Source organism: Ruegeria arenilitoris, from assembly GCF_013032855.1.
Classification (GTDB): Bacteria; Pseudomonadota; Alphaproteobacteria; order Rhodobacterales; family Rhodobacteraceae; genus Ruegeria; species Ruegeria arenilitoris.
The window spans coordinates 1-13,222 of the sequence record NZ_WQDA01000004.1; the positions used below are offsets into that span (position 1 = coordinate 1).

Here is a 13,222-nt window from a genome sequence, read left to right on the forward strand (position 1 = left end):
CATTGATATAGCTCGCGCAAAGAACCACCACGATAAGGATGGGCAAAAGAGCAAAACCAACTGGACGGATCGCGATCATGGCGCCGACTGTCATGCCCAGGGCTGCAAAGTGCCAGGGCTTGGGGCCGTGGATCGCTTGCACCAGACAGGCAAGATAGACGCATGTCGCGCTCTGGAACAGAGACTCGGACAGGATGCTGTAGTTGAAGTAGATCGTCATCGGGTTGATGATCAGAATTCCAAGCAGGACCAGACCGGCACCGGAGTGGCCAGTGGCCCGGGCCAGCGTGACCGACAACAGACATGCAGTAGCCGAGAATACCCAGATCTGGCCTACAACAGCGGCGCGCAGCGGGTCCGCGAACCCGTCGAAAAGGTCCAGAAAAAAAGGATATGCAAAGCCGCGATATGCTGCGGCTTGAACGTAGTCCGCCGAGTCACTGGAGAAGTTCACGTCAACCAAGGGAAAAGCCGTCTGAATCACCGCCTGGACCAGTGCCAGCGCGATGATTATGAGCCCCCCGTTTTCATCTGCCCTTGAAGAAGCTTTCCCCAAAACCCACTCCAAGCAAAGTCAGGTATTCCGACCGCGCCGCACGTCGGTCAGTACCCGCGCGCAGCATCCGGTGCCTGCATGGTAGCACAGACTCGGCCACCAGACATCCCCGGTGGCCGGAACGGCGCGGTCGCCGGATTTTCTAGTAGTCGTCGTAAGTACCGTAATACCCTTCGTACGTGGTCCAGCGGTACTTTTTGGGGTCGACGTCATTCAGAATCGTACCCAGTACATTGAAGCCGGATGACTGAAGCCGTTTTGCCGCGGCTTGCAACGCATGCTGTGGCGTTTTTCCCCAGCGCGCGACCAGCAGAACGGCGTCGGCGAGGATGTCGTTGCGGTACACTTCATCCATCACCAGTGCCGGGGGTGTGTCCACGATAATGATATCGTATTGATCCAGCAGCGTTTCTTTGAGTTGCTTGAGCTTGTTTGACGCGGCATCAGACAGCTCGTGCGTAGGCGAGGCTGCGGTGATCAGATCCAGTGACCCTTTGGTTTCGGTGGTCAGAGCATGTTGCAGGGTTACACTGTCAGAATAGATTTCCGAAAGTTGCACCTCATCCATGTCCGGAATGAACGTCTTCGTCGCGCCGCGACGGTGCGTGTCCAGATCAATCAGCAGAGCGTTCAGTCCGTCAACCGCCGCCGAGGTCGCCAGAACGCTGCTGACGAAGGATTTGCCCTCGTTCGGCAGGCCAGAGGTGATCAGGATCACCTTGGAATGCCGGAACTTGATACAATTGGTCAAGATGCCCCGGGCGGCTTCGGCCAGGGGCGATTTCTGGCTCTGCAACAGGTTTTCGATCGCCTTGTTCTCACCGGCGAACATTTTGCTGCGTCGCTGACGGGCGATATATCCCAGGTTGCTGAGGCCGGTCATTCGGAAGATCTGGTTTTCGCTGCGCACCGTTCTGTCCAGGCCCTCGCGCACCAGCGCGATGATGAAGCCAACGATCATTGCGAACAGGCCGGCCAGCACCGTGATCAATGACCTGCTGGGGGCATAGGGTTCAACCGGGATGCGTGCTTTGGAAACCTGAATCGTGCCGTCCTCAAGCTGGCCGATGCGGGTTTCCAGCAAGGTCAGGTTGTCGATCGTGGTTTGATAGCGGGTTCGCAGTAGTTCGACCTCGCGTTCCCGGCGCAGCAACGACAGCTCCAGACGGGTGCGGGCCTCCAGCTCCTGCTCGGATGTGACCAGCTGTTCCTGGAGGGCCAGAATTTCGTCTTCCGGCAGGTTGCGTTCGATGCCGATGCGCAGCTGGGCCTTGCGCCGCTCCACCTCGGCCCGCAGCCGGGTCACGACCTGTTCGTCATCCAGATTGTCCTCACGGATGAACTCGGCCAAATTCGATTCCGCCTGGGTCAATTCTTCGCCGAGGATACCGACCCGGCGTTTGAGATTGTCGATCGATGTCATCAAGCGATTGACCCGTGCGTCGCGCTCGTTCGCGATATAGACGGCAATGACGGTATTGGGCAGGGCTGCAGCCAGCACCGGCGATGTGGATCGGCCTTCGATGCTGATGGCGAGGCTTTCTCCCGCGCGGGAGACGGAATAAGAGGCCAGAACCTTGTCGGTGACCGCAGCGCGGTGAATCTCTTCATCCGCCTCGCTGTCCGCGCCGGGCGCACGGCGCACAAAGCTGGGGTCGTCGAACAGACCCAGGCGGTCTGCCACCTGCTCGGCAAAGTCGCGAGACCGCAGTCGGGCCAACTCGGTTTCCACGCTCGACCGGTTCAGTTCATAGGTTTCCAGCTGTCCGGTCGACTCACTGAATCGTGTTTCCGTGAGAGCCAAAACCATCTGTGCGTCCGACCGATACTGGTCGGGGATGGTCGACATGTAGAAGGCTGTTGCCGAGACCGCACCGACGACCAACAGAAAGATGACCAGAAGGTTCCGGCGCAGTAGCAACCAGATATTGATGAAATCGTTGGTTTCATGCTGGTTGGCAATTACGTCGTCACCGGATTGCACGAGTGTTCTCCATTTTTTTCGGACCGTGAATACGGCTTAAAATCGGCGTCAGAATCGAACTGTTATTTATCATATTGTTTTACCTGTACTTTGATCGGCTCGATAGATTTATCTAGCCATATCAGGCCAAAAGGCCGTCCCTGTGCGTTTGGCGGGCAAAAAAAGCGATGCAAATCCGAGAGCAGAGAGTTTTTGGCCATTCTGGCTTCGGGCGAAGAGCTGCCTTTTTGAAGTTTTAAATTCGTGAACAAAGCGCTTGGTTGCCGGCGTTGTTTCCAAAGACGATACAGTGGGTTTGGTCCGGCATACCTACCTTCCGGCGTCCTGCGCCCGGGCTTCCGGTGGTTCAGCAGCAGGCTCGCGAAAGGTGATTTTCCAGTTCAGGGTAAAATTCAGAAGGAATATGCACCCGGTCACGAACGCCTGAATGATCAAGTAGTGGAAAGGCAACAACGCAAAGAGAAGAGAGAACAGCGCCACGTTTATCGCCGAGGTCGTCGCCGTGACCAAAATGAACCTCTGCAGGGCACTGCGATGTGGAACGCTGGACCGAAACACCCATAGTCTTTGGATGCAGTAATTGAATGTGGCCCCCATCAGGAACCCGATTGCCGAAGCGATCGTTTCGTAGATGCCCAAGACCTCGACCGAGAACGCCATCGCCGAGAAATGGATGATGACGGCCGTGCACCCGGTCACGAAATAGCGACCGACCAGAACCGAGACGTGTTTGAGGTCTTCAAACTTCATCAATCAATCCTTCAGGGCGTGAATGCGGTGCCACCCGATTGAATATCATCGATCCTATCATTGTTCGGCCCCGAGTGTTGGAACAAGCTTCATGACATTCGATCCTTCATTCGATCGGTTTGAAACTGGCGGGAGATCCATAGATCCGCCCGTCGGCCTCCTCATAGAGTAGCGTCAGATCAGCTTCGCGGATCAGCCGTTCCTCATCGACCAGATAGAACCGCCAGTTGACCTCGTTCAGGATTGCGACAACCGCGTTTTGGTCTGCCACGCGTTTGCGGACCTCCTGAATTTCTTTTTCTGGCGATGTACCAGGGTCCGGCCTGCCGGTTCTGCGCTCGAACAACTCAGGGGACTTGAGCGCATTCACGCCCTTGACCAGCCGAATGACATCATAGCCGTTGGAATAGACCACGACACCGTCCCGCAGATTGTCCAGATGCGCCAAAGTCGGAGAGTTCTTCCAGACCGGTGAGGCATAGAAATTCCCATCCGTCATGTGGGTGCGGGTCATCGCTGCCGTACGTACGGCATAGGTTCCGGTCAACGCCAGCGCAAGTATGAGAGCTACGGGACGCAGTCGGTTCATCATATCCGTTCCGGGCTGACCGCCAACGAGAGCAAACCCCAGTACCAGAGCGGAAATGAACACTGGCAACAGGTACCTGGCATGGATGGTCAGATTGGCCTCGATAAACAGGGCCAGAACCAGGAAAGGAACGTAGACCAACAAAAAGAACGAGATCGGACGCGCAACGGGCAGACCGGGAAGGTCATCAGGGTTGGTCTGAACCTTCAAAGCTGTGCGGATCAGAGCAATGACGAATCCCAAAACCACAACCAAAGCGGTCAACGTGATAATCGGCGGCAGAGAGCTTGGCAGCACGTAGGCTGATAGCGTGGTCAGTGCCGCGCGGAAGGTCTCGGTGTCGGGATCCCCAAGGAACGCAGCTTGACGCCCGATGCCGGTCCCGCCGGAGGTTTGATTGTACAAGTACCATCCGATGATGATTGCGGATGCGATCAGGCCAAACACAATCGCCGAAACCAGTCGACGGCGCAGATCACCGTGCCCATAAACAAGGATTGTCAGCGAGCAGGCCGCGATCAGTGGGACCAATGCGAACCGGGTCAGCACGCACAGGGCGGCCAGACAGCTTGCCAACACAAAGGCGGACAGGCTGTCGCCGCGCAGGTAACGGGACATGAAGAAATAGGTGCCCAGCAAGCAGTTTGTCGTGAGCGGTTCCGACAGGATCGTGACATGCGCGTACATGAACTGGGGACTCAGGACCATGATCAGTGCTGCCAGAAAGATCATCCGTGGCCGAACCTTGCAGTCGTTCAGGATCAAGAACATCAAAGCGATGTTCAGGATCAAACTGAGGATATTCAGTACGGTGGCCGCAAGCACGGGCTGGACATCCATTCCGGCCAGCAGATCAATCAGCGCGGTATAGGTTGGCGCCTGTTGAAACCGGTCGGGGGACAGCCCCAGATAGGCCATAGAATCCGGACGCATTCCGATTCCGTGCCATGTGCCGGCGGCAAAAAGCCCGGCTGCGCAGGCAACTAGGAAAAAGAAAAATACCTTCAGTTCGGTGGACTGCCGCATGAATTCAACCCAAAAACACTTTTACAACCAACAGCGTGAAACATTGCCGAATGGCGCAAGTAACCGTTTGCGAATTCGGCGTATCCATAATTTTTCACCGGCGGAGACGATGACCCAGAACGCTAAGTAGGGTCACTTTTGTTGTCAAGTTTACCCACAGCCGCCGCCCAGACCGGCCTAGTTTCGACCTCCGTGCGGACAGCATTGCGCCGGATCGAATGAAGCCGGATCCGCAAGAGGCGATACATTCACATACAGGCTGAGCGCCACAATTCCACTCAACAGCAAGACAAGTCCCGGCTTTTCCCTCAGCAGAATGACCGAACCCAGGATTATGGCCGTGGTCCAGTGAGAGCTGTAAAGCAACACTTCGAGCGGGTTGAAAAACAGGTAAAACACAAAGAACGTACCCACCAACGTCCACACTGCCAGCACAAGCGGGGCGCGGCCAGGTGTTCTGGTGCCGGAAACAATTGCCCATCCGATCAGGATTGTCGCCAGAATTGTCAGGGCCAAACGGCTTGGATCGCGGAGAATCTCCCATAGCCGATCCAGCAAAAAGCGGCACTGAACGGTTTCGGCCGGCGCGACCCAGGAAAACAGGAAGAAGCCGGCAACATAGTCTTTGATGATTTCCGGGTTGGTGAAGTTCGCGGCGTCCGCGTACCGGCCAACCATCTCGGTCGGTTCCATGAATGGATCACCGTCCAGAACGATGCCAAGAAAAACGACTGGAGCCATCATGCAGGTTACGGCAATCACCGACGGAACCGCCACTCCGAATGTCAGTTTCCGCCCGACACCTCCGTTGAGAGACGCCCATGCAAATCCAGCATAAACCAATGAGAATGCAGCCGCCGGCAAATGGGACCATCCGGCCAGCACACCGCCAGCCAGGCCAGCGATCACGCTGGTAAGGGCCGGGTATTTGGCGCAGTGTCTGGCCATCTCGGCCATGATCAACAATGACATGGCGATCGCCCAGAGTGAGACGCTGTAGGTCTCGACAACGCTGAGCGTGGTGACGGTTCCGAAGGTCAGGAGAACAGCAAGCGTCGCCAGAATGGAAACGGAGAGCGACAGGTGTTGGCGCAGCAGGAATAGTGCAATCGTGACAGACGACATGGCAGCCCAGAATGCGAGGCTGATCGAAATCGCGACAGGCTGCCGGATGCCCAGCCAAGTCAACGGCTCGGCGATGGCGGCATTCAGCATCACCACCAGCGGGTGGCGCGCAAGGTGGAAAGCCAGGTAGTGCCCCTGAAACAAGCCATGTGAGTAACGGCCAGGGTCCGAGGCAAGGATGCAGTCGTCGTTGTAGAACGGCTTGCCCGGTGGTGCGGGCATGTCCAGAAACTGCCGCGCGAATTCCAGCCGGAAATAGAAAAAAGCAAAGACCACGCCAAACAGAAGCAGTAGCGCGAGGCCCGCCCGACGTCTCGTTGCAGGAGAGTGTAGAGACCGAAATTCGGACCGGATATCGCGCCAAAGGCCCGAGCAGGATGCAATCAGTTCAGTCATGAACTGACTTAGGCACGTCGGTGCGGCGCGTGACAAACAGTAGGGGCGTGCACCTCTGTTTCGCATGACAATCGGCTGAATTGCTTCCTTTTGTGCGAATTTGGTGAACAGAAGTCCGCGCTTCGAGGATCAGACCAGCCATTTTTTCTGCCAGAAATGATACATTAGAACCGTCCACAGATGGGGCCCCCAATTGCGACGCCCGCTGAGATGCTCGCGCCATCGTTGCGCCAAGGTGGCTGTGTCGAATACGTCCTCGACCCCTTGTCCTGTTGAAAAAACCTCGTTTGCCACAGGCTTCAGCGGGCCACGCAACCAGTCGTTGACGGGAATTCCGAACCCTTGTTTTGGGCGATCATACAAGGCCTTTGGTACGCGCTTGTCCACGAGGCGCCTTAGGGCCACCTTGCCCTGTTTGCCGTCGAAACGCAGGGATCGGGGCGCCTGCCAAGCGGCGGCGACGACGCGGTCATCCAACAAGGGCGCGCGCGCCTCAAGACCGACGGCCATCGACGCTCGGTCGACTTTCACAAGAATGCCTTCGGGCAAATACAGGCAGGAATCCAGCAGCAGCATCGTGTCGATTTCATCAAGGCCGTTGGGCAATCCGAGTGTTTGATAAACCCCGCCGTCATTCACGTCCTTCAGCGCTGCGGACGGGTCCCAAAGACTGAACAGGGTATTGTATCGGCTTCTGAAATCAGGCTGCGCGATGACCGAGGCGACTTTGGAGATCCTGTCGGCTGTGATCTGGTTGCGCATGGTGTCTGAAACGAATTTACGCAGGATCGGCGCAACGGCTGCAAGCAGGGCATCAGGGGATGCTGCCAAGACTGACGCAGCCGGCCTTGGAAGTTTTCGGCCCAGGCGTTCCATCGCCATCATTCGGGCGTAGCGTTCGTACCCGCCAAAGGATTCGTCGCCGCCATCACCCGACAGGACGACGGTCAGCTGATCGCGGGCCAGTTTGGACACCAGCAGGGTTGGAACACCGGACGGGTCGGCAAAAGGTTCGTCATAGACGTGTGGTAGGTCATCGAGCAATTCGAACGCCATGGAGGGTGTCGCAGTGACCTCGTGATGGTCCGTGCCCAGATGTGCAGCGATTGCGGCGGCATGGTCTGCTTCGTTCAGCCCTTCTTCCTGGAAACGGACTGTAAAGCTGGTGACCTTGCCGTTGGTTTGTTCCTGCATCATGGCAGTGATCAGGGTCGAGTCTATCCCGCCGGACAGGAAGGACCCCACCGAGACGTCCGCGACCATGCGCTCCTGCACGGCGCGTTGCAATTCCTCTTCAATACGAGCCAGCGCCCGGTCTTCGTCTTGGATTGGTGCGGCAAGTCCCTGTTTCGCGCAGTCGCGAAGGTCCCAGAACGTCCGGATGGCATCTACCAGGTCCTGAGCCGTCCCGGGCGGTTGGTCCAAGCGGACTTCGACCATTGATCCGGCGGGCAACTTCATAACTTCGCGATAGATCGAGAGTGGTGCCGGCACATATCCGTAGCGGGCGTACTGCGCCTGAGCACGGCGGTCGGCTTCTGGCGAGCCAAATGCGGGGTTCGCGCGCAGCGCCTTGAGTTCGGAACCAAACAAAAGCTGGCCGGACTTGAGGCCTAGATACAGGGGTTTTTTGCCCAACCGGTCGCGTGCAAAAACCACCCGGTTCAGCTTGCGATCCAAGACCGCGAAGGCGAACATGCCGTGCGCCTGTTCCAATGTCTTGCGGATGCCCCAGAGGTCCATAGCCGCCAGTAGCACCTCGGTATCTGATGTGCCGCGAAACGTGACGCCCTTGTCCAGCAACGTTTGCCGCAGGGCCAGAAAGCCGTAGATTTCCCCATTGTAGACGATGGTGAACCGGCCGCTGGGCGAGGTCATTGGCTGCGCCCCGGTCTCCGACAGGTCGACGATCGAAAGGCGGCGATGGCCCAGAGCTACACCGGCGTCTGGATCGACAAACAATCCGTCGGCATCGGGACCCCGGTGCTGAATAGCGTCGCACATGGCCTGCAGCGTGGTGCGGCCCGAGTCGGCGCCCATGGGCTGAAAAGTCAGAAATCCGGCGATACCGCACATGGGTCAGGTCCTTTATTCGACTTGAGGCGCTGTGGGTGGCGCCGGGTTGGCAGCTTGGTTCAGGGCCTGATCATAGGCGCGGGCAATCGCGTCGAGGGAGTAGTGTGTGGCGATGCGGTCGCGGGCAGCATTGCTATGGGCCTTGTAGGTTTCGGGCGGCCAGTTGGCAGCTTGGACCAGTGCCTCTGCCAATGCCTGCGGATCACGTGGCGGCACGACATAGCCGCACGAGTCCACCACTCTGGCGCTGTCGCCGACATGAGTCGTCACGACCGGGCGGCCGTGGCTCATGGCTTCGGCGATCACATTCGGAAAGCCTTCGGTGCGCGAGGCCAAAACCAGCAGGTCAATGCTCGCGTAGAACTCGGACATATCGTGCAGGTCGCCGCACAACGTCACGCTGTCTTCGGGCAGATCGTTGTCGGCCAGCATCGCGCGGATCTCAGGGTTCTCCAGCGTTACGCCGTCTCCGGCCAGACGGGCATGCAGGTCCGGGACGGACTGGCGCGCAATCGAGAAGGCGCGGAAGAAAGTTTCGAAGTCTTTCTGCGGGTGAAACCTTGCCGCCACTCCAAGCACGCGGGCAGGTCCCGGCCGCGCCGTTGGATCGGGCGGAAGGATAAACCCGTTTGGAATCACCGTGGAATGGTCCCCGGCAAAGCCGTATTTCTCGTGCTGAGTTTGAGCGCGGGTCGAGTTGTAGAGGATCCCCTGACAGAACCGGGAAAGCACCTTCGACAGAGCCACCGCAGCGCGAGTGCTGCGGGTGAAGGCAGCCGGGTCGTCCAGCGCTTGCCGCACGGTCCAAACGACGGGAACGCGCCGCCCGGCAAGTTTGCCGGCAATCAGGCCCAGGACCATCGCATGGTACATCCAGCACAGAACCACATCCGGCTGATGGGTCCGGATCAAACGTCGGATCTGCCAAACCGCGCGAAACAGGGCCAACGGCGATCTGGCACGCAGCGAAACGTATTCGACCTTGTCATTCGCCGCCATTGTGCGGCAGCGGTCCGAAACCTCGGTCAGGGCGACGACGCAGGCCCGTTCGCCGGAATGGGCCAAAAGTCGGGCCAACATGGCTTGTGCGCCACCTTGGCCTGAGAAATCAGTGGTGACATGCAAGATCATCGGGTCACCCTCCGCAGCTCACCGGTGGGTGTTCGACTCAAGCTGTATGTTGATCGGCCACACATCACCGGTTCGCGCTCAGCCCTGCGCCATGTGGCGGGCCGTCGCCTTTTGGCCCGCATCAACGATGACCTGCGCCAGACGAGCGACGTTCTCGGCGGACCAGGCCGGGTCGACCAAGAAGGCAAGGCTGGTATCGCCTAGCTCGCGCGCCACGGGCAATGGCTCCTTGGGTCCCAGGCCTCGGCTGGTGAAGGTTTTCTCGAGGTAAATCTCAGAGCAGCTGCCGGAAAAGGCGGGAAAGCCGGCCTCGGCGATCTCGGCGATGATGCGGTCCCGGCTCCAGCCGGGCGCAAGTGTTTCCGGCCGCACAAATGCGTAGAAGCGGTAAAATGCGTGGGTAACGCCGTCGGGTGGCATTGGCACGCGAAAGGCCGGGCAGGTCGCAAGGGCCTTGTGCAGGATATCCGCATTTGCCGTCCGGTGCGCGCGCCATGCGTCCAGGCGTTTCAGCTGTATTCGACCAAGTGCCGCCGAAGGGCCGTTCATCCGCAGATTGGTGCCGGGTCCCGAGTCGTGCAGCCAGCGAAAGCCGGGTGGGTGTTCCGTGTTGAACACGGTGTCATAACCTTTGCCGTGATCCTTGTAGCTCCAGATGCGGCTCCAGAGATCAGAATTGTCGGTCAGCAGCAGACCGCCTTCGCCGCCTGTGGTCATGATCTTGTCCTGGCAGAAGGAAAACGAGCCCAAGGTCCCGATGGTTCCCACATGGCGGTCGCCAATCATCGCACCGTGGGCCTGGGCGCAGTCTTCGATGACCCAAAGGTCGTGAGCGCGGGCCAGATCCATGATGCCGTCCATGTCACAGGGCCAACCGCCCAGATGCACCGGTATGATCCCCCGTGTGCGCGGCGTGATCGACGGGGCGATGGTTTCGGGCGTGATATTCTGGGTGTCGGGATCGACATCGACAAAGACCGGAACTCCGCCCGCCAGCATCACCGAGCTGGCCGAGGCGATGAAGCTGCGCGGCGTTACAATGACCTCATCACCTGGTTGCAGGCCTAGCCCGAGCATCGCGGCGTCCAGCGTTACTGTCCCGTTGGCCATGGCGATCGCGTGTTTGGCTCCGGTATATGCGCAGTATTCGGCCTCGAATGCGCGAACATCTGGGCCGGTCCAGGCGTTGACTTTGCCAGAGGCCAGAACTTGCGCTACGGCGTCGATCTGTTCCTGATCATAGATGGGCCACATCTGCATTTCGCACCTCCTGTCAAATCACCGATCGGACCAGAACAAAGCCTTCAGCCGCCGACCGGTGCACCGTCGCGCCGCGCAGGGTGGCCAGTGCGCGCAAGCTGTCGACCGATCGTTCGTGCGGCGCCTGTTTGACCTGGCTTTCGAACTTGCCGAACGCCTCCAGCTTCCGCTCGATCGTGTCCGAGATGTCGACAAACACGTTTGGCACGAAGGCCGGGGTCAGATAGGGGGCGTTCCAATTTGTTTCGGAAAGGGTTTCGTAGGCCAGAATATTGGCCGGATAGTCATGTTGATGCGGGCGGCTTGCCACCAGCGTGGACAGAAAACTCAGCTGGTGATCCATATGGATGTCGCCTGGATGCGGAGCCAGGATCAGGCTGGGGGCGATGTCGCGGACCAGCTTTCCCAGCGCGCCGTTCAGGTCCGAATGGGCATGTTCTGACAACTCCGCCGCATTGAAGTCCATCCAATGTGTTTCGGTGACGCCCAGCAGATCATGCGCATTGCGTGCCTCGCGCCGTGTGGTTGCGACCTGTTCATCGGTAAACTTCGGGGGCTTGCCACGAGTGACGACAACCACATGCACTTCGCGCCCAGCATCGGCCATGCGGGCCATCGTGCCGCCGGCGCCCAGAACCTCATCATCGGGATGCGGAGCGACGATCAGCGCGGGGCCGGCGTGGCCAGTGGTCAGGTCGGAAGCGATCATGGATGTGTCCTCAGTTTCGCGTGAAGGGCAGGGGGGGTATCGGCCCCTGACCATTCAGTTATGTCCAGACAGCGCCCGTCGCCGCAGGCCACCGTAAAGCCGCCGTTGCCGATGGCCTGGATCTGGCCGGGCAGGCCGATGAAGTAGCCCTCCGGCTCGGTATATCTGACCCCTGTCAGAACCAGTTTCACGCCATCGGGGCCATAGGTGTAGGCGCCGGGGTAGGGCGGACCCGAAGCTCGGATCAGGCGGTGAATGTCCGCGGCAGGATTGGTCCAGTCAATCAGGCCGTCCTCGGGGCGGCGGCGGGCGCACAGGCTGATTCCGTCGGTGCGTTGTGGTTCGGCCGGGATGTCGCCATTGGAGATCTGGTTCAACAGAGGCGGCAGCAGTCCTGAGACGGCACGCAAAGCCCGATTGTACAACTCGCGTGCAGTGACGGTTTCGGGATCGACCGCATAGATGGCCTGAGCGGCAATAGGGCCGTCATCGGCACCTTCGCCCAACCAGAAAAGCGAGGACCCGACGTTTCGTTCCTGCACCAGGATCGTCCAGGGGATGACACCGCGCCCCCGCAAGCGCGGCAGGGCCGATGGGTGAAATCCGATGCAGCCAATCCGCGCCAACGCCCGGAACTCGGGGCCGCAGATCTGTGACCAACCGAGCACAAGGATCAGGTCGGGTTTGACCTTGGCAATCTGTTCGAGAGTCGCGGGGTCGTTGGTTTTCTCGATATGCAGAACCGGGACACCATACTTTTCGGCCGCCGGTGACAGGTCGACGAAATCCGAATGCCGTGCAGACAGGCGCGGCGACAAGGTTACCAGAAGGGCCGGCACATGCCCGGCACCGCACATCGACATCAGGGCTGCAAGCGTAGTCTCGACGGCGCCGACAAGTACGATATTCACGCGTTCATCTCCTGCATGTCCTGGGCCAGCGGGCCATTCGAGTCCATCCATTTCCGGGCCGCCTCGATCCGGTCGTCGCGGCGGGGTTCGTTGTGCAGGGCCGCACCGACTGTTTCGCCCAGAATCTGCAGGTCCAGCGCCAGTGACCGATGCGCCACATACCATAGATCAAGGCTCAGTTTTTCACTGTTGCTGAGGTTGGTGTTGCCGCTGACCTGCGCCCACCCGGTCAACCCCGGCCGAACGGAACATCGGTATTGTCCGGCGGGTCCGAAGTCTTCGATCGTTTCAGGCAGCAAGGGGCGAGGCCCAACCAGGGCCATTTTGTTTTGCAGGATCAGAAGGAGTTGCGGGATCTCGTCGAGGCGCAGGCGTCGGATCATTGCCGTGGCGCGCGTCTGGCGATCCGCATCGGGGTGCAAAGATCCATCCACCGCGCGCGTCTCTTTCATGCTGCGCAGTTTGTAGAGTCGGAAATTGCGACCCTGTCGTCCGGCTCGGATCTGCGAAAACATCAATGGACGGCCGATGGACAAAAGCACCACGACACACGCAATGACAAAGAAGGGAAGCGCGAGCAGGCCCAGCAGCAGGCAGATCAGGATTTCAAGCAACCGGTTCACAAATCAAATCCAACTCGCAACACGCGGGGTCCCGCGACACACAAAAAATCAACCAATACAAAGGGACGCGACACGCCACCCGAGCA

Annotated in this window: 11 protein-coding genes; all 11 read right to left on the bottom strand. The window is 59.1% G+C overall.

From position 1 onward, the window contains the following. On the bottom strand, window positions 1-463 hold a 463-nt coding region (locus GOW72_RS13660), incomplete at its 3' end, for a hypothetical protein (protein WP_170367209.1). A gap of 235 nt (window positions 464-698) precedes the next feature. Continuing rightward, the gene (locus GOW72_RS19095; RefSeq protein ID WP_170359623.1) at window positions 699-2,540 is read right to left on the bottom strand and encodes an AAA family ATPase; all 1,842 of its coding nucleotides are present in this window, start codon (window positions 2,538-2,540) and stop codon (window positions 699-701) included. A 309-nt stretch (window positions 2,541-2,849) separates the two neighbouring features. Next, window positions 2,850-3,290: a GtrA family protein gene (locus tag GOW72_RS13670; RefSeq protein ID WP_170367210.1), complete on the bottom strand. Its 441-nt coding sequence runs from the start codon at window positions 3,288-3,290 to the stop codon at window positions 2,850-2,852. A 106-nt stretch (window positions 3,291-3,396) separates the two neighbouring features. Then, the gene (locus GOW72_RS13675; RefSeq protein ID WP_170367211.1) at window positions 3,397-4,812 is read right to left on the bottom strand and encodes an ArnT family glycosyltransferase; all 1,416 of its coding nucleotides are present in this window, start codon (window positions 4,810-4,812) and stop codon (window positions 3,397-3,399) included. A 270-nt stretch (window positions 4,813-5,082) separates the two neighbouring features. After that, window positions 5,083-6,426 (bottom strand): hypothetical protein, encoded by a 1,344-nt coding sequence (locus GOW72_RS13680; protein ID WP_170367212.1) that lies wholly within the window; start codon window positions 6,424-6,426, stop codon window positions 5,083-5,085. Between the two features lie 129 nt (window positions 6,427-6,555). After that, on the bottom strand, window positions 6,556-8,502 hold the full coding sequence (gene asnB / locus GOW72_RS13685; RefSeq protein WP_170367213.1) for an asparagine synthase (glutamine-hydrolyzing): 1,947 nt from the start codon (window positions 8,500-8,502) through the stop codon (window positions 6,556-6,558). Between the two features lie 12 nt (window positions 8,503-8,514). After that, the gene (locus GOW72_RS13690; RefSeq protein WP_170367214.1) at window positions 8,515-9,633 is read right to left on the bottom strand and encodes a glycosyltransferase; all 1,119 of its coding nucleotides are present in this window, start codon (window positions 9,631-9,633) and stop codon (window positions 8,515-8,517) included. Window positions 9,634-9,711: 78 nt separating this feature from the next. Further along, window positions 9,712-10,893: a DegT/DnrJ/EryC1/StrS family aminotransferase gene (locus tag GOW72_RS13695; RefSeq protein ID WP_170367215.1), complete on the bottom strand. Its 1,182-nt coding sequence runs from the start codon at window positions 10,891-10,893 to the stop codon at window positions 9,712-9,714. Window positions 10,894-10,906: 13 nt separating this feature from the next. Then, window positions 10,907-11,602 carry a PIG-L deacetylase family protein gene (locus tag GOW72_RS13700; RefSeq protein WP_170367216.1) on the bottom strand — a complete coding sequence of 232 codons (696 nt, stop codon included), beginning with the start codon at window positions 11,600-11,602 and terminating at the stop codon, window positions 10,907-10,909. Continuing rightward, a complete protein-coding gene (locus GOW72_RS13705) occupies window positions 11,599-12,513 on the bottom strand; it encodes a formyltransferase family protein (protein WP_170367217.1) in 915 nt (304 codons plus the stop codon). Before GOW72_RS13705 ends, GOW72_RS13700 begins: the two co-directional genes overlap by 4 nt. Then, window positions 12,510-13,136 carry a sugar transferase gene (locus tag GOW72_RS13710; RefSeq protein WP_217353610.1) on the bottom strand — a complete coding sequence of 209 codons (627 nt, stop codon included), beginning with the start codon at window positions 13,134-13,136 and terminating at the stop codon, window positions 12,510-12,512. Before GOW72_RS13710 ends, GOW72_RS13705 begins: the two co-directional genes overlap by 4 nt. Window positions 13,137-13,222 lie beyond the last annotated feature (86 nt).